General features: G+C 59.8%; 15 protein-coding genes. 6 read left to right on the top strand and 9 right to left on the bottom strand.

The window, feature by feature from the left end; translation table 11 throughout:
- Positions 1 to 40: 40 nt before the first annotated feature.
- The 9 genes from ABMC88_RS12250 to pyrH form a co-directional block, all read right to left on the bottom strand.
- Complete coding sequence (locus ABMC88_RS12250; RefSeq protein WP_349577183.1) at positions 41 to 688, bottom strand: OmpH/Skp family outer membrane protein; 648 nt, start codon at positions 686 to 688, stop codon at positions 41 to 43.
- Complete coding sequence (gene bamA, locus ABMC88_RS12245) at positions 642 to 2,999, bottom strand: outer membrane protein assembly factor BamA (RefSeq protein WP_349577182.1); 2,358 nt, start codon at positions 2,997 to 2,999, stop codon at positions 642 to 644. The genes ABMC88_RS12250 and bamA overlap by 47 nt, the downstream gene beginning before the upstream one ends.
- A 145-nt stretch (positions 3,000 to 3,144) precedes the next feature.
- The gene (locus ABMC88_RS12240) at positions 3,145 to 3,273 is read right to left on the bottom strand and encodes a hypothetical protein (RefSeq protein ID WP_349577181.1); all 129 of its coding nucleotides are present in this window, start codon (positions 3,271 to 3,273) and stop codon (positions 3,145 to 3,147) included.
- A 131-nt stretch (positions 3,274 to 3,404) separates the two neighbouring features.
- Entirely contained in the window at positions 3,405 to 4,757 is a 1,353-nt protein-coding gene (gene rseP / locus ABMC88_RS12235) for an RIP metalloprotease RseP (protein ID WP_349577180.1), read from the bottom strand.
- A 6-nt stretch (positions 4,758 to 4,763) separates the two neighbouring features.
- Positions 4,764 to 5,936 (bottom strand): 1-deoxy-D-xylulose-5-phosphate reductoisomerase, encoded by a 1,173-nt coding sequence (dxr, locus tag ABMC88_RS12230; RefSeq protein ID WP_349577179.1) that lies wholly within the window; start codon positions 5,934 to 5,936, stop codon positions 4,764 to 4,766.
- A 5-nt stretch (positions 5,937 to 5,941) separates the two neighbouring features.
- On the bottom strand, positions 5,942 to 6,736 hold the full coding sequence (locus ABMC88_RS12225; RefSeq protein ID WP_349577178.1) for a phosphatidate cytidylyltransferase: 795 nt from the start codon (positions 6,734 to 6,736) through the stop codon (positions 5,942 to 5,944).
- A gap of 28 nt (positions 6,737 to 6,764) precedes the next feature.
- Positions 6,765 to 7,517: a polyprenyl diphosphate synthase gene (gene uppS / locus ABMC88_RS12220; RefSeq protein WP_349577177.1), complete on the bottom strand. Its 753-nt coding sequence runs from the start codon at positions 7,515 to 7,517 to the stop codon at positions 6,765 to 6,767.
- A 74-nt stretch (positions 7,518 to 7,591) separates the two neighbouring features.
- Complete coding sequence (gene frr / locus ABMC88_RS12215; protein ID WP_349577176.1) at positions 7,592 to 8,158, bottom strand: ribosome recycling factor; 567 nt, start codon at positions 8,156 to 8,158, stop codon at positions 7,592 to 7,594.
- An 87-nt stretch (positions 8,159 to 8,245) separates the two neighbouring features.
- Positions 8,246 to 8,971: a UMP kinase gene (pyrH, locus tag ABMC88_RS12210; protein ID WP_349577175.1), complete on the bottom strand. Its 726-nt coding sequence runs from the start codon at positions 8,969 to 8,971 to the stop codon at positions 8,246 to 8,248.
- 102 nt (positions 8,972 to 9,073) lie between these two features.
- Here pyrH and miaA point away from each other — a divergent pair, with 102 nt between their 5' ends.
- From miaA to ABMC88_RS12180, 6 genes are all read left to right on the top strand, one after another.
- Positions 9,074 to 9,958, top strand: a complete 885-nt coding sequence (miaA, locus tag ABMC88_RS12205) for a tRNA (adenosine(37)-N6)-dimethylallyltransferase MiaA (RefSeq protein ID WP_349577174.1) — start codon at positions 9,074 to 9,076, stop codon at positions 9,956 to 9,958.
- 127 nt (positions 9,959 to 10,085) lie between these two features.
- The gene (locus tag ABMC88_RS12200; RefSeq protein WP_349577173.1) at positions 10,086 to 10,919 is read left to right on the top strand and encodes a helix-turn-helix transcriptional regulator; all 834 of its coding nucleotides are present in this window, start codon (positions 10,086 to 10,088) and stop codon (positions 10,917 to 10,919) included.
- Between the two features lie 259 nt (positions 10,920 to 11,178).
- Positions 11,179 to 12,225 (top strand): ABC transporter permease, encoded by a 1,047-nt coding sequence (locus ABMC88_RS12195; RefSeq protein ID WP_349577172.1) that lies wholly within the window; start codon positions 11,179 to 11,181, stop codon positions 12,223 to 12,225.
- A 14-nt stretch (positions 12,226 to 12,239) separates the two neighbouring features.
- The gene (locus tag ABMC88_RS12190) at positions 12,240 to 13,706 is read left to right on the top strand and encodes an ABC transporter permease (RefSeq protein WP_349577171.1); all 1,467 of its coding nucleotides are present in this window, start codon (positions 12,240 to 12,242) and stop codon (positions 13,704 to 13,706) included.
- A gap of 2 nt (positions 13,707 to 13,708) precedes the next feature.
- Positions 13,709 to 13,990, top strand: a complete 282-nt coding sequence (locus ABMC88_RS12185) for a hypothetical protein (protein ID WP_349577170.1) — start codon at positions 13,709 to 13,711, stop codon at positions 13,988 to 13,990.
- Positions 13,987 to 16,080, top strand: a complete 2,094-nt coding sequence (locus tag ABMC88_RS12180) for a dipeptide ABC transporter ATP-binding protein (RefSeq protein ID WP_349577169.1) — start codon at positions 13,987 to 13,989, stop codon at positions 16,078 to 16,080. Before ABMC88_RS12185 ends, ABMC88_RS12180 begins: the two co-directional genes overlap by 4 nt.
- Positions 16,081 to 16,159 lie beyond the last annotated feature (79 nt).

The raw sequence follows: 16,159 nt of genomic DNA, 5'->3' as shown, positions 1-16,159 counted from the left end.
AGCTACCAATTGGCGCGGCGCGGAGCAAGCGCGCGCGGGGTTAGTCCTGCGCGGGTTCTGGCTGCGCATCCTGCGCTGGGTCGGCAGACGGCGTGCCCGCCCCAAGGGAGGCGTTTATCCGTGTGATCGCCTCTGCGGTGATGTCGCTGGCGTTGGTGCTGATGAAAACCGTGCGCCGTTCCAGCACCACGCTTGCGCCGACCTCGGCCATCAATGCCTGCAAGACTGGGCCCGCAGCACGCAAGAACACTTCGCGTTCTTGCTCCAACAAATCGTTAAGCGCGCGGGATTTGGTCGCCTGGGCCTGCCGCGTCTCTTGTACACGGGTGTCGAACGCATCGGCCAGCGGGCGGAATTCCGCAGGCGTCATTGTGGCGCGTTTGTCGGTCAGCTCTTGCTCGGCCTCGGCGAGTTCCAGCTCGATCTGGCGGTTCTCGGTGGCCAGATCATTGCCGCGCGCCTCGATCTCGCTTGCGACACGGATGCCGAACGCACTGTTGAGAAACATGCGTTCGCTATCAATCGTGAGGATCGCCATGGCGGGCAGTTGGCCGATGCTCAGCTCCTGCGCCAGCAATGGCGCAGGCCCAAGCAGCGCCGCAACAAGAGAAATCCATTTCAGCCGCTGGCGCAGCACCGGATCAAAATTCCGTTTGAAGGGTAATTTCGAACTTCTGCTCGCGGTCATATGTCTCTTTCTTGATCGCGTCAGAGATGTTGAACTGCAACGGGCCGAACGGCGTGTCCCAGAAGACCGAGACGCCGATGACATGACGGAACGATCCGCCCTCGCCCGACACGCCGGCACTGCCAAGGTTCACGTCCGACAGATCCCACAGATTACCCACATCATAGAAAACACCGCCACGGATGCCGTATTCTTCGGGCAGACCCAGCGGGAATTCCGCCTCTAGACGGCCAACAAGATAGACGTTGCCGCCCAATGTGTCGCCGTTCGCCGTATCACGGGGGCCAACGCCGCCCGGCTCAAACCCGCGCAACTGCGATGTATTGAGGATAAAGCGGTCCACTGCGCGGTTGGTGCCGCCGCGCCATGCCAATGCGCCACCTTCGATGCTTGCACGCAGGGTCAGTTCTTCGTTGAGGAATTTCTTTTCGCCGACAACTTTGGCAATGGTGCGCACATATTTCTGATCGCCACCCAAACCCGCGAAATCCTGACTAAAGCGGAACAGAACGCCTGCATTCGGGTCAAGACCTGTGCGGCGCGTGTCATAGCTGTAGGTATAACCCAGCGACGATGTGATCAGCCCGCCCGCATCAATATCGGACTGGATAATTGCCCCGTTTGGATCATTCTCATCCTCGCGAGAGGTCACTTCGATCTCTTCAGCAGTATAGCGCAGCTGCAAGCGGCCATTCTCGCTGACAGGGAAAGTCAGGCTTGGCTCGAACCGGAAGCGCGTGGTGTCATAGGTCGAGAACGAGCTGTTTTCCTCGGAGTAGTTGAGCGCAAGGCCAAAGGCCACATCACGGCCCAGCAAGGAAGGCTCGACAAATTCAAAACCATAGCGGCGGGCGTCGGAGGCCGTGGACACGTTCAGGCGCAGCTTTTGACCACGGCCCAAAAAGTTCTCTTCGGCGAAGGAAATCGCAATGCCGGGACCATCCGAACTGGAGAACGACCCCCCGAAGTTGAGCGAGCCTGTCGGCTTTTCCTCAACATCAACGTCCAGCACCACCTGTTCGGGGGTAGTACCTTCGCGGGCGTTGACTTCGGCAGTCTCGAAATAGCCCAAGGCGCGGATGCGTTCGGCGGCCTGACGGATTTCACGCGGGTTGAACGGGTCGCCTTCGACGCTGTCGAACTGGCGGCGCACAACACGGTCCAGCGTGGTTGTGTTGCCCTCGATGTCGATACGCTCGACAAAGATGCGCTGACCACGCGACAGGACAAATTCCACATCAAGCGTCTGGTCACGGTCATTGCGGGTCACGCGCGGCTCGACGCGCATGAAATCCACGCCATCGCGGATGGCCTGACGCTCAAGCCGCGCAATGTCTGCCTCTACCAATGTGGGAGAGTAAATCACGCCCGGCTTGACCTTGACGATGTTGAAATACGCGTCGCCGTCCACATTCGGCAGCTCCGAGGTCACGCTGATTTGGCCGAACTGGAATTGCTGGCCCTCTTGGACGTTGAAGCCCAGGAAATAGCCGTCCCGCTCTTCCGTCAGCTCGGCGTTGACTGAATTCACGCGCATGTCGACATAGCCACGCGAAAAGTAGAAGTCGCGCAGCACTTGTTTATCAAACTCGATCCGGTCGGCAACATATGTGTCGCGGCGCACCAGACGGCGGAAGATGCCTGCCTGCTTGGTGCCAAGCACGCGGCGCAAGCGGCGGTCAGAATATGTGCGGTTGCCGACAAAGCTCAGGCGCTCGACCTCGACGTTGTCGCCTTCAAAGATTTCAAACACCAGATCCACGCGGTTCTGGCTGCGCTTGATCACCTTTGGCTGCACGCGGGCAGACAGGCGCCCCTCGTTCGAATAGGCCTGTGCGATCGCGTTCGCGTCTTTCTCGGCCTGACCGGGGTTGAACACGCGTCGCGCTGTTGAGCCGACAACAGATTCCAGCGCGTCATCCTTGATGCGGCGGTTGCCCTCAAATGAAATGCGGTTGATCGTCGGCAGCTCGACCACGGTGATTTTCAGCGTGCGGCCCTGCGGTTCAATCGCGACATCTTCAAACAAGCCCGAGTTGGTCAGCCGCTGGAATGCGTCATTCAGCTGCCCCGCGCTGACCGCTTGGCCGCGGGCGATTCCGGCCTGCGACAGGATCGCGCTGTCGCCGATCCGTTCGTTGCCTTCGATCCGAACTGTGTTGAATTGATATTGCTGCGCAAAAGCCACGGGCGCAGGCGCAACCCAAGCTGTTGTAATCAGTAATGAAAATGCAAGCCCCTTAAGGCCCGTCTTGAAATAGCTTGTCTGCTCAACCGCGCGTGTCGCGCGAGACGTAAACCCCAGGTCCATGGTTGTTACCCAATTTTATAAACACCGTTACCGCCTAAGTACCTGCCCCCGCTTAGGTTGTCAAAACCCAACCGCGCCTATTGTGAACGCAAAAAGGCCCGCGCAGCGCACGGACCCGATCTCAGATGCGGCCGGCAGCCGGTATTTAGAACAAGCTGCCCAGATAGGCGCCAGACGCCAAAGCAAACGCCATGGTGCACATATAAAGCACACGATCCCAATTGAGATCCATCAGGACGCTCAAACCACGGTAGCCTTTTGATATCGTCTGCATCTCGTTCACCTTAGCTGACATGTTGCTATAGCGGGCAGGATGACAAAAGATTATGGCAAGGTTGGGGGCCAATTAAGGCAAAATCAGGGCAGCCCCCTAATGGTCTGGTGACTGCCCCCCTGCTCTGCCCCTTACGGGCAGAACAAATCGTTATAGAGCGCAAAGACCATCAGGCCTAGCACCAGCGAGATGCCGACCGTCATCAGGATGCGCAGCGCCTTATCGCTGGGCGGCTTTCCCATTACGGCCTCATAGGCGTAAAACACCAGATGCCCACCATCCAGCGCGGGGATGGGAAAGAGGTTGAGCAAGCCGACCGCAGTGCTGAGCACGGCAATGAAGTTGATAAAGTTGATCGCACCCTGACTGGCCATAGCGCCCGAAACTTTGGCGATGCCCACAGGGCCCGACATGTTACAGGTGCTGATCGCCCCTGTCGCCATATGCCACAAGCCCGATATCGACCCGTTGATAATCCGCCATGTTCCGGCAACACCGCGCTGCGCAGCTTCCCACAGGCCTGGCGTTTCGGTGGCTGCCGTGATCGCGCTATCGCTTGAAATGCCGATGCGCAGGACATTTTTGAACCCGCCGTCTGGCTGCGGCTCATCCGTGGATTTGGGCACCAGCGTGAATTGCAGCGTCTCGCCCGCCCGCCAGACGTCCAGCAACAGCGGCGCGCCGCCCCCGCCCTCTACCGCGTCTTTGAGCTGTTGGAACGCGAATGTCTCACGCCCGTCGATCCCCGTGATCACATCGCCCGAGGCCAGTCCCGCCTCCAGCGCGGCCGTCTGCGGCCCTACACCACCCACAAGAGCGGGCTGCGGATACGGGCCCTGCACAGTCAAGGAGTGGCCGTCGCGCAGGACAGTATAGTCAAGCACAGGCTCTAACGGGAGATCGCTCATAAACGCTGTGTATTCAGGGCTGCCGATGCTTTGCGGCAGATCACGGCCTGCGATGGCCTGCAGCACATCGCCCCGTTGCAGCCCCTGTACCTGATTGGGCAGCGGTTTAAGCGCCTCAACGGTCAGCGGCTCACGGGTGGTGCCAAGGCTCATCGCGATGGCGCCGAAGATGATGATGGACATGGCAAAGTTGAACGCAGGGCCCGCCGCCACAGTCAGCGCACGCGCCCAAAGGGGGGCGCCGTGCATTGTGGCACGCAAGCGCACAGGATCGGTTGCGACCTCTTCCATCGCGTCCTCGTCCTTGCCCGAGGCGGCATTCGCATCGCCCGCAAACTTCACATAGCCGCCGAACGGAAGCGCCGCAATTTGCCAGATTGTGCCGTGTTTATCCACACGCGAATACAAGACAGGGCCAAAGCCCAGCGAAAACACATCCGCCTTGATCCCGCACCAGCGGCCGACGATGTAGTGGCCGTATTCGTGGATCGCCACGATCACAGACAAGGCGATGACAAACGCGGCAAGCGTCCAGATAAAACCGCCGAACTGCGGAATGAGTGTCGTGATATCCAAAGTGCTCTACCTTGCTGTTTTTAGGATGGCAGCCCGCGCAGTTTCGCGGGCCAGCTTGTCAATTTCCAAGACGTTATCAAGTGTCATCATGTCATCTATATGGCCACCCGCCGCGTTCAACCGATCCAGCGTCGCTGCGACAATATCGGACATATCGGTAAACTTCAGATGACCTGCGATAAATCCGTCCAACGCCGTCTCTTTTGCGGCGTTAAACACCGCGCCGCTTAGGCCGCCGCGGTCCATCACTTCGCGGGCAATGCGCAGTGCGGGCCAGCGGACCTCGTCAGGGGTGCGGAATTCGAAAGAGCCGATGGCAGCCAGATCCAGACGCTCCACCGGCAGGTGGCGGCGTGCGGGGTGATGCAGCGCATAGCCGATGGCGTGGCGCATGTCGGGCGGGCCTACGTGCGCCATCAACGCCCCGTCGTAAAAGCCAACCAACGCGTGGATCATACTTTGCGGATGCACCAACACTTCGATCATCGCGGGGTTAACACCAAAGAAACGCTCGGTTTCAATGACTTCCATCGCCTTGTTAAACATCGACGCGCTGTCGATGGTGATCCGCTGGCCCATGTCCCAATTGGGATGGCTGGAAGCCTGCGCCAGCGTGGCGTTCGGCAAATCCTCCAACGGCCAGTCGCGGAACGCCCCGCCAGAGGCGGTGATGATGATCCGCTCGACCGCGTCCATCGGCTCCCCCACGAGGGCTTGGAAAATGGCAGAATGTTCGCTGTCTACGGGCAGGATGTCCGCATTGTGAGTGGCGGCAGTGTCCAGCAACAGCTGGCCCGCACAGACCAGCGATTCCTTATTGGCCAGCGCCAGCGTGGTACCTTGGCGCAGCGCCTCCATCCCCGGTGCAAGGCCCGCCGCCCCCACAATCGCGGACATGATCCAATCGGCCGGGCGGCTTGCGGCCTCGGTGATGGCTTGGGCGCCTGCGGCAGCCTCGACGCCGCTGCCCTGCAACGCATCGCGCAGATCGGGTAGCAACGCGGCGTCTGCGGTCACTGCGACCTGCGCCTTCAGCGCAATCGCATCCGCCGCCAACTGTTTGATATTGCTGGCCCCCGTCAGCGCGACGACCTCATATTCCTCTGGCGCACGCGCAATCAGGTCAATCGTGTTCTGCCCGATGGAGCCTGTGGCCCCGAAAATGCTAACCCTGCGCATTCCGCTCAGCCCACCGCGGGCGGAAAGCCCACGGATTGACCGATAATCAGCAGGAAAACAGACGCGCCCAACATGCCATCGAACCGGTCCATCAACCCGCCATGACCCGGGATCAGGTTCGAGCTGTCCTTGATGCCCATTTTACGCTTCAAGCCGGATTCCGCGATGTCACCCATCTGCGAAGCCATTGAAACGGCAATAGAAATCCCCACCAACTGCAAACCAACGCCCGTGTTAATGGAGAAGAGCAAGCCCACTGCCGCAGCGCCAACCCAGCCCGCCGCCGTGCCCGACCACGTCTTTTTCGGGCTGACCGCTGGCCAGAACTTTGGCCCGCCAAAGGCGCGGCCTGCAAAATAGCCCACCACATCCGTGATCACCACCACGACAACCAGCCATAGCATCCAGCCCACGCCCATGTCGTCGCGCACCTGCATCATGCCAAAGCCGGACAGCAGGATCATCACACAAAAGGCCATGTAAACCGTGCGGTTCGTGGCCAACATCCCAAACCCGACAAGCGCGGGCGCCAGCAACAAAGGCAGCGCAAAACCGACAGGAATATAGACAGCCAACAACAAAGCCGCCCCCGTCAACGCGCCCAGCATCACCGCGCGGTTGCGCCCGTCAGGCGGGCTGATCATCGAGACAAGCTCCCACACCATTGCGGCGCAGATCAGCGCGATGAGGACATGAAACACATGCCCTCCCGACCAGATGCCAACCACACCCACCACAATCATCGCTATGGCCGAGCCTAAGCGGGTCGTCAGGTCCGACCACTTTGCACCATCATTCATCGCTGACCGCCCCCGCTATTGCCGTTTATCAAGTCTTCACGCCGCCAAAACGGCGGTCACGCCCCCCGTAGGAAGCGCATAGGCTTGCGAACTCCTCACGGGTGAAATCGGGCCAGAGCGTGTCGATGAATTCATATTCCGCATAGGCGGACTGCCAAAGTAGGAAGTTCGAAATTCGCGCCTCTCCGCTGGTCCGAATGACCAGATCGGGATCGGGTAAAACATATGTATCCAAATACTTTGGCAGCGTTTCTTCATCTACCTTTTCAGGGTCCAGCCGCCCGTCCGCCACATCCTGCGCCAGCCGTTTGGTCGCGCGTGCGACCTCGTCGCGGCCGCCATAGTTCAACGCGATGGTCAGGTTTACGCGGGTATTGCCGGCAGTGATCTCTTCGAGATCGTTCATCAGCTTGATCAGCTTATCGTCCAGCTTGACCCGATCCCCGATGAAACGCACCCGCACGCCACGCTCGTTCAGGGCGCGGGTTTCTTTGGTAATATAGCGGCGGAACAGGCTCATCAGGCCCGCGACCTCAACCTGCGTGCGTTTCCAGTTCTCGGTCGAGAAGGCGAAAATCGTCAGGTACTCGACGCCCACCTCGGGACAGGCCTCGACCACTTCGCGCACGCGTTTCGCACCCGAGTGGTGGCCAAACAGGCGCGGCCGCCCGCGCTGCGTGGCCCAACGGCCGTTCCCGTCCATGATAATCGCCACATGGCGCGGCCCGCCAGCGGTCGGCTCTGGCAGCGGTTCTAACGGTTTCTTGGCACGTCTGATCATGGATTGAGGCCTGTTTTTCTTTGTCGTTACCGAACCCTATACAGGCCTTACGCCCATTTTAGGGCAAAATCCGTTCAAACCTGCATAATTTCCGCTTGTTTCGTCTCAAGCAGCGCGTCGATGCCTTTGATCTGGTTGTTGGTCAGTTCCTGCACCTCGTCCTCCCAGATCTTCTGGTCGTCCTCGGACATGGCGCCGTCTTTCTGGGCCTTCTTGATCTGGTCCATGCCGTCGCGGCGGATGTTGCGGATGCTGACGCGGGCGTTTTCGGCGTAGCCGCCTGCCACTTTGGTCAGTTGGGTGCGGCGTTCCTCGTTCAGCTCGGGGATGGGCAGCATGATGATGGTGCCGTTGAGCTGCGGGTTGATGCCCAGCCCGCTTTCGCGGATTGCTTTTTCGACCTTACCGACAAGCGCTTTGTCCCAGACATTGATCGTGACCATACGCGGCTCTGGCACGTTCACCGTGCCCACCTGATTGATCGGCGTCATCGAGCCGTAGGCGTCTACCATCACAGGCTCCAGCATCGAGGCCGAGGCACGGCCCGTGCGCAAAGATGCGAATTCGGTGCGCAGGGACGTGATCGCCCCCTGCATCCGCCGCTCAAGGTCATCGGTATCAAGCATAAAATCGTCGGACATGTCTCGCCTCGTCTGCTGTTTTGTTGGGGATGGGTCTAAAGCATTGGCGCGGGCATGGAAAGCGCGGTTTGCTGTCGGGCGGCGGCCTTAGCCCTGCACGCGGGTATAGGTCCCCTCACCCGCAAGGATACCTTTGAACCCGCCCGGCTCGTCCAGTGAGAAGACGATGATCGGTAGGTTGTTATCGCGGGCCAAGGCGATGGCCGAGGCGTCCATCACGCCCAGACGTTTGGCCAGCACATCGTCATAGCTGACCGTGTCATAGCGTTTTGCATCGGCGTGTTTTACGGGGTCTTTGTCATAGACACCGTCGACCTTGGTGCCTTTGAAAATCGCCTCGCATGACATCTCATTGGCGCGCAGCGTCGCGGCCGTGTCGGTGGTGAAATAAGGGTTACCGGTGCCTGCGGCAAAGATGCAGACGCGCTTTTTCTCAAGGTGGCGCACGGCGCGGCGGCGGATGTAGGGCTCGGCCACCTCGTTCATGGTGATGGCGCTGATCACGCGGGTGTGGATGCCCTCGGCCTCCAGCGCGGATTGCACGGCCAGCGCGTTCATGACGGTGGCCAGCATCCCCATGTAGTCGGCGGTTGTCCGCTCCATCCCTTGGGCGCTGCCTTGCAGGCCGCGGAAAATGTTGCCGCCCCCGATCACCATGCAAATCTCGACGCCCATATCATGGACCGACTTCACCTCTTTGGCGATGCGTTCCACCGTGGGCGGGTGCAAGCCGAATCCCTGATCCCCCATCAGCGCCTCGCCGGAAATCTTGAGCATCACACGATTAAAGCTGGTTTGGGTTGGTGCGGACATGGGAGAGGATACCTTTCGGGGCAACTGTGGGCTTTCGCTGGCGGGTAAAATGTCCCAAAAAGCGGCAAGATTCAATGCAGCGCAACAGATCGGAGCAAAGAAATGTCACCACGCCCCAGCGATGCGTTGCTTGGCAGAATCCCTACGCGCCAGCCTGTGTTGATCGCGGGGCCGACAGCGTCCGGCAAATCGGCGTTGGCGCTGCGGATCGCGCAGAGCGGTGGCGGGGTGATCGTAAACGCCGATGCCTCGCAGGTTTATCGCTGTTGGCGAGTGATCTCGGCCCGCCCTACGGCACAGGAGGAAGCGCAGGCACCGCACCGCCTTTACGGGCATCTGGAGGACCACGCCCCCTATTCCACCGGCCATTGGCTGCGCGAGGTGGCGCAGATCATCGACAGCGGGATTCGGCCGATCATTGTGGGAGGCACGGGTCTGTATTTTCAGGCGCTGACCGACGGGCTGGCCGATATGCCTGCCACCCCGCCGCAGATTCGCACCCAAGGCAACGCAATGACGCTTGAGGCGCTGATCGCGGGGCTCGATGATCTTACGGCAGACAGCATCGATCTGGCCAACCGTGCGCGGGTGCAACGCGCATGGGAGGTCCGCACCGCTACGGGCCGTGGCCTCGCCGCATGGCAGGCCGAGACGCCGCCGCCCCTGTTGCCGCTGTCCCAATGCTGTGCCATCGCGCTGGAGGTTGAGCGGGACTGGCTGAATGCGCGGATCGAGCGCCGCTTTGACCTGATGCTGGAGGGCGGCGCATTGGATGAGGTGCGTGCCGTGCTGCCCCGCTATGACCCCCGCCTGCCTGCGCATAAAGCCATCGGCGTGCCCGAACTGGTCGCCCATCTGCGCGGCACGATGACATTGGAGCAGGCCCGCGAGGCGGCGATCATCGCCACGCGCCAATACGCAAAGCGCCAGCGCACGTGGATACGCTCCAAAATGGGGGTGTGGCACAAGCTGCCCTGCCCCGAATGACCCCTTTGGGGACAGCAAAAAGCCGCTCTTGTCCTTTTTGCACTTTTCACCCCCTCAAGACCCTTTATGCTTGATAATACATATTGGAAATCGAACCTCCCCCCCATAACCACCGAGCGGACACCCGATGCACGACCTGCGCCTGCAAATCCTCTCTCTGTCACAGCTTTGCAATGGTGGCACATGGCAGATCGAGCTGGCCCATGACCGCCCGCATCACATGCTGTTTTGGTTCACCCGTGGGCAGGGGCGCATGTTGCTGGATGGCGGTTTGCGCGGGCTTGGGCCGCATAATGCGGTGTTTGTGCCCGCAGACACCCTGTTTGCTGTAGAAGCAGGCGCGCAGACGCTGGCGCAGGTCGTTATGATCCCCCAAGGCACGCCCTTGCGCCTGCCCGACATGCCGCGCCAGTTGCGCATACGCGATGCGGCGGTCCAGTCCGAGCTGTCAGGCATCCTCGAGAACGCACAGCGCGAACAATCCACCGGCCGCCCCTTGGCACAAGACGCGCTAGAGGCCCATGCCGCGCTGATGTCGGTCTGGCTGCGCCGCCAGATCGCGCTGGAAGACCACATTCCCGCCCCGCGCAGCGCAGCGCAGCGTTTGTCGGGCAGGTTCTCGCAGCTGGTTCCAAGATACTACAAGACGGGCCAGCCAATGGCGTTTTACGCGCAAGAGCTGGGCGTGACCCCGACCCACCTGACCCGCGCTGTCAAAGCAGCCACAGGCAAAACCGCCGCAGAGGTGCTGACCCAGCGGGTTGTGCATGCAGCGCGGACCCTTCTGGGCACAACCACCCACCCCGCACGCAACGTGGCCCAGCACCTTGGCTTTCGCAGTGCCGCCTATTTCACGCGGTTCATGCAGCAACACACAGGCCAAAGCCCCAGCCAGCTGCGGGGGGCTGCCAAACAGCCGACCAATGCCGCACAGGGAACCGCCCTGCTGCGCACGCGCTAGGAACCACACGATAACGCCCGGCTCTGCGCTGTAAAAAGGCGCCGCAATCCGCAGGGATATGTTGACGCCCGCGGCTTCATCGTGCCTCATGGGGGGAAGGGTTCGGTGAACGGGCCATGGGGGGAAACACATAAATGCGATGTCTGCTGGCCATGCGTAGGGGCCACGGGCCGCAATCTCTCTGAATAATACGGGCGAATGCCTGATCAAACGGGCGGGATTCTTCCCGCGCACAGCCAACGACAGGGGCTAAGACGACATGGGACTATTCATCCTCAGGCGACTGGGTGTGATGCTGCTGACGGCGCTGTGCCTGACGTTCATCGTATTCTGGCTGACGAACCTTTATCCGAACCTCGAAAAACTTGCCAAGAACCAGGGCAACTTCCGCATGAGCGACGAGGCGGTTGAATCCTTTCTCGGGGATCGCGGCTATCTGGACCCGCTGCCGCTTAAATACGGGCAATGGCTGGGCGTGTTTCCGGGCTATGTGACGGAGAAAGAGGACGGCACCGTGCTGGCGCGGTGTTACAACAACGAGACGCCAGAGGAAGAGCGCCGCAGCTTTTGCGGTGTGTTGCAGGGGGAGTGGGGATCGTCCACTGTCTTCAAGGATGACGTGAGCAACATCATCTCGACGCGGCTGGCCCTTACGGGCAAGCTGATGTTCTGGGTGCTGGTGCTGATGGTGCCCTCGGCCCTGCTGATCGGGGTGCTGGCGGGGATGCGCGAAGGGTCGAAAATGGACCGTTCGCTGTCCACCGTTTCGATCGTGAGCACGGCAACGCCTGAATATGTATCGGGCGTAATTTTCATTGCGGTCTTTGCCTCGTCGGCCTTCGGGCTGAAATGGTTCAAAGGCTCGGCCACCAGCGCCATGGAAAACGCGAATTTCGAGAACTTCTTTCTGCCCGTGCTGACCATCTCCCTTTATGGCATGGGATATATCGCGCGGATGACACGGGCGAGCATGACCGAGGTGATGACGGCGCAATATATCCGCACGGCGCGGCTGAAGGGTGTAAGCTTTGGCAATATCGTGATGAAACACGCGCTGCGCAACGCGCTGATCGCGCCCTTTACAGTGATCATGTTGCAGATCCCGTGGCTGCTCAACGGGGTGGTGATCGTCGAGACGCTGTTCAACTACAAAGGCTTTGGTTGGGTGTTGGTGCAGGCGGCGGGCAATAATGACATCGAGCTGTTGCTGGCGGTTTCGGTTGTGTCGGTCATGGTGGTGCTGCTGACGCAGCTCATCTCGGACATCGGCTATGTCTTTCTTAATCCACGCATTCGCATTTCATAAGGGAGGGCACAGACATGGAACCACTTACATGGACAGGCGCGCTGGCGCCGCTGAACCTTTTCCTTGCGCTGGCGGTTGGCGTGCTGGTGATTGCTTTTGTTGCGCAGATGCTGGCCAGTCTGGTGCCTTCGGGGGATACCCGTGCGGTCTATGCCGACGGGAGCATGGCGGCCGACAAAGGGCTATCGGGGTTTCTGGGGGTTATACTGCGCTATGCGATCCTTGTGACGGTCGGCATTACGGTGCTCTATATTATTGCGGGTGTGCTGATGGGCACCAATGCGGGGATTGTGGGTGGCGTGATGCGGCAGCTCTTGCCCGTTTGGATCGCACTGGTGGCCACCTTTGGCCTGTCGCTGATGTTCAAGCGGCGTCTGGGCCTTTATGGCAAGCTGTTTGACAGCACCGTTGGCATGATCGGCTTTGGTCTGGTGATGTTCTGGGTCTATGCGGGGTTCTTTGGCGGTGCGCTGGACCTGATCGCTACCCATGACACGCTGAGCCAGTTTTCAGGCATGAAGAACAAACTGCCCGGCACGCCGTTGCGCGGGGCCGAGGAAGGTGACTATCAGTGGTTCTTGCTGGGCGGCGACAACCTTGCCCGCGATGTGTTCAGCCGCCTGTTTGATGGCGCGTGGTCGGTGGTACAAATCGCCCCTTTTGCGACGATCTTTGCCTTTATGGTGGGGATCACACTGGGTCTGCCTGCGGGGTATTATGGCGGGCGTCTGGACACGGTGCTGAGCTTTACCGCCAACCTGATCCTCGCCTTTCCGGTGATCTTGCTGTTTTACCTGCTGGTCACCCCCGAGATCAGGTTGACCGGCCTGCCCAGCTATATGGCGCTGGTGTTGTTTGTCTTTCCGCTGGTGTTTGTCGGAGTTTTGCTGAATTCCCGCTACTACACGCAGCCAAGCCTGCGCACGCCGCTTTTGGCGGTGGTTCTGGGGATTGGCGGGTGGCTTTATCTGTCGATGGTCAGCACCAATGGCGCGCTGGTCGAGACACCGGACTATAAGATCCCCGGTCTGCCTGCGGCGATTGACGGGTTTGATATTGATCCGCAATTGCTGGTGGTGTTTGTGGCCGTTGTCTTTGTGAATGCGCCCACTGTGTTTCGGATTGTGCGCGGCCTCGCGCTCGACATCAAAACCCGCGACTATGTGGCGGCGGCGCAGACGCGTGGCGAGGGCCCGTGGTACATCATGCTGTGGGAGATTTTGCCCAATGCGCGCGGGCCGCTGATCGTCGATTTCTGTTTGCGCATCGGCTATACCACGATCCTTTTGGGGACGCTGGGCTTCTTTGGCCTTGGGCTGGCGTCGGAAAGCCCTGACTGGGGCACGACGATCAACTCTGGCCGCAGATTGCTGTCGATCTATCCACACGCAGCAATCGCCCCTGCCCTGTCTTTGCTGACACTGGTGCTGGGTCTTAACCTGCTGGCCGACGGCCTGCGCGAAGAAAGTTTGAGAGATTAGTTATGGCAAAGAACTCTAATGTTTGGAAAGTCAGCGATCTGGCGACAGCGCCGATAGCTTTTGCGGTTTGGGGTCTGCTCTTGTCTCTGATGTTCTATTTTCGTGAAAAATTGGGATTAGCAGAAAGTCAAACTTTACTAGCCTCGATCGCTGTAATTGCGGGATTGGTTTCTCAGGGCATTAAATTTATAACCGCGGACCGCCCCTCCAAACAATGGGAAGCTCTGTTCGCTAGCTTGGCCATTATTCTTGGTGTTATCGCGCTTTACGGGGAGTTATCATGAGCGATAAATCGTATGACGGGCCTATTCTGGAAATCGACAAGCTGTCGATCTCGTTCTTTACGCGGCTGCGCGAAATCCCCGCCGTTATGGATTTCTCGGTCTCGGTGAAGCCGGGGGAAGCTGTGGGGTTGGTTGGCGAGTCGGGCTGTGGCAAATCCACTGTGGCGCTGGGCGTGATGCAGGATTTGGGCAAGAACGGGCGCATTGTCGGCGGGTCGATCAAGTTCAAGGGGCGCGATCTGGGGGAGATGTCGGATGCGGAGTTACGCGATATTCGCGGCTCCGAGATTGCGATGATTTACCAAGAGCCGATGGCCTCGCTCAACCCTGCGATGAAGATCGGCAAGCAATTGGCCGAAGTGCCGATGATCCATGCGGGCATGTCCGAAAAGGACGCCATGGCGCGGGCCTTGCAGGTGGTGACGGATGTGAAGCTGCCGGACCCTGCGCGGATACTCGAGGCCTATCCGCACCAGCTGTCTGGCGGCCAGCAGCAGCGGATCGTGATTGCGATGGCGTTGATGAGTGAGCCTTCGTTGTTGATTTTGGATGAGCCGACGACCGCTTTGGACGTGACGGTTGAGGCGGCTGTGGTCGAACTGGTCAAGGATTTGGGCAAGAAATACGGCACCTCGATGCTGTTTATCTCCCACAACCTCGGGCTGGTGCTGGAGACGTGCGACCGCATTTGCGTGATGTATTCCGGCGAAGCGGTCGAGCGCGGCAGCATTGAGGATGTGTTTGACGAGATGCAGCACCCCTATACGCAGGCGCTGTTCCGCTCGATCCCGCTGCCCGGTGCGGACAAGAACGCGCGCCCGCTGATTGCAATTCCCGGCAACTTCCCCCTGCCCCATGAGCGCCCACAAGGCTGCAACTTTGGCCCGCGCTGCGATTATTTCGAGGCAGGGCGCTGTGATGTGGGCGAAATCTCCATGCGCGACGTGGCGGGCAACGAACGGCACGCCACGCGCTGTGTGAAATTCGACGAGATTGATTGGGCCGCGCCGCCGGAGTTGGCCGATGTCAAGACCAAGGGCGAGATTGGCGATGTGGTCCTGAAGATGGACAACCTCAAGAAATACTATCAGGTCGCGGCCAATGCGATGTTTGGCGGCGGCAATACCAAAGTTGTGAAGGCCAATGAAACCCTGAGCTTCGAGGCCCGCGAAAGCGAGACTTTGGCGATTGTCGGCGAGAGCGGCTGTGGCAAATCCACCTTTGCCAAAGTCTTGATGGGGCTGGAGACGGCCACAGACGGGACCATTATGCTCGACAATCAGAGCATCGGATCGGTTCCCATTGAGGAGCGGACGACGCAGAATGTGGCGGACATCCAGATGGTGTTCCAGAACCCGTTCGACACGCTCAACCCCTCGATGACCGTCGGGCGACAGATTGTGCGCGCGCTTGAGATTTTCAAGATCGGCAAAAATGAGAAAGAGCGTTGGCAACGGATGCTGGAACTACTGGATCTGGTGAAACTGCCGCGTGAGTTTGCAACCCGCATGCCGCGCCAGCTGTCGGGCGGGCAAAAGCAGCGGGTGGGCATTGCGCGGGCCTTTGCGGGGGACGCGCGGATTGTGGTGGCGGATGAGCCTGTCTCGGCTTTGGATGTGTCGGTACAGGCGGCGGTGACCGATCTGCTCATGGAAATCCAGCGCGAGCATAAGACGACGCTGCTGTTTATCAGCCATGATCTGAGCATTGTGCGCTATCTGTCGGACCGTGTGATGGTAATGTATCTGGGCCATGTGGTGGAACTGGGCACCACGGATCAGGTCTTTAACCCGCCCTATCACCCCTATACCGAGGCGCTGCTGTCTGCTGTGCCGATTGCGGATACCAAGGTGAAGAAAAAGCACATCGTGCTGGAGGGCGACATCCCCTCGGCCATGAACCCGCCGCCCGGCTGCCCGTTCCAGACGCGCTGCCGCTGGAAGTCCAAGGTGCCCGGCAACCTGTGCGAAAGCGAAGTGCCGCCCGTTCGGATGTTGGCAGGCAACCATCAGGTGAAATGCCACCTGAGCGATGCAGAGCTGGACGGAATGGAGCCTGTGATTGAAATGGGTGATGTGGCGGCGGAATAGGGTTTCCCAGGGAGAGGGACAGAATAGCCTAGGCAGCACGGCTGGTATGTAAGTGCTGCGCCTTAGCGCCGTCTTGTTG

Origin of the sequence: Sulfitobacter aquimarinus (assembly GCF_040149565.1) — a bacterium.
In the GTDB taxonomy this organism is placed as follows: Bacteria; Pseudomonadota; Alphaproteobacteria; order Rhodobacterales; family Rhodobacteraceae; genus Sulfitobacter; species Sulfitobacter aquimarinus.
This window is presented reverse-complemented; position numbering and strand designations above follow the sequence as displayed.

Coding starts and splice junctions, on each gene's coding strand:
- ABMC88_RS12250 (WP_349577183.1), bottom strand. CDS start 688: ATGACCGCGAGCAGAAGTTCGAAATTACCCTTCAAACGGAATTTTGAT.
- bamA (WP_349577182.1), bottom strand. CDS start 2,999: ATGGACCTGGGGTTTACGTCTCGCGCGACACGCGCGGTTGAGCAGACA.
- ABMC88_RS12240 (WP_349577181.1), bottom strand. CDS start 3,273: ATGCAGACGATATCAAAAGGCTACCGTGGTTTGAGCGTCCTGATGGAT.
- dxr (WP_349577179.1), bottom strand. CDS start 5,936: ATGCGCAGGGTTAGCATTTTCGGGGCCACAGGCTCCATCGGGCAGAAC.
- ABMC88_RS12225 (WP_349577178.1), bottom strand. CDS start 6,736: ATGAATGATGGTGCAAAGTGGTCGGACCTGACGACCCGCTTAGGCTCG.
- uppS (WP_349577177.1), bottom strand. CDS start 7,517: ATGATCAGACGTGCCAAGAAACCGTTAGAACCGCTGCCAGAGCCGACC.
- frr (WP_349577176.1), bottom strand. CDS start 8,158: ATGTCCGACGATTTTATGCTTGATACCGATGACCTTGAGCGGCGGATG.
- pyrH (WP_349577175.1), bottom strand. CDS start 8,971: ATGTCCGCACCAACCCAAACCAGCTTTAATCGTGTGATGCTCAAGATT.
- miaA (WP_349577174.1), top strand. CDS start 9,074: ATGTCACCACGCCCCAGCGATGCGTTGCTTGGCAGAATCCCTACGCGC.
- ABMC88_RS12200 (WP_349577173.1), top strand. CDS start 10,086: ATGCACGACCTGCGCCTGCAAATCCTCTCTCTGTCACAGCTTTGCAAT.
- ABMC88_RS12195 (WP_349577172.1), top strand. CDS start 11,179: ATGGGACTATTCATCCTCAGGCGACTGGGTGTGATGCTGCTGACGGCG.
- ABMC88_RS12190 (WP_349577171.1), top strand. CDS start 12,240: ATGGAACCACTTACATGGACAGGCGCGCTGGCGCCGCTGAACCTTTTC.
- ABMC88_RS12185 (WP_349577170.1), top strand. CDS start 13,709: ATGGCAAAGAACTCTAATGTTTGGAAAGTCAGCGATCTGGCGACAGCG.
- ABMC88_RS12180 (WP_349577169.1), top strand. CDS start 13,987: ATGAGCGATAAATCGTATGACGGGCCTATTCTGGAAATCGACAAGCTG.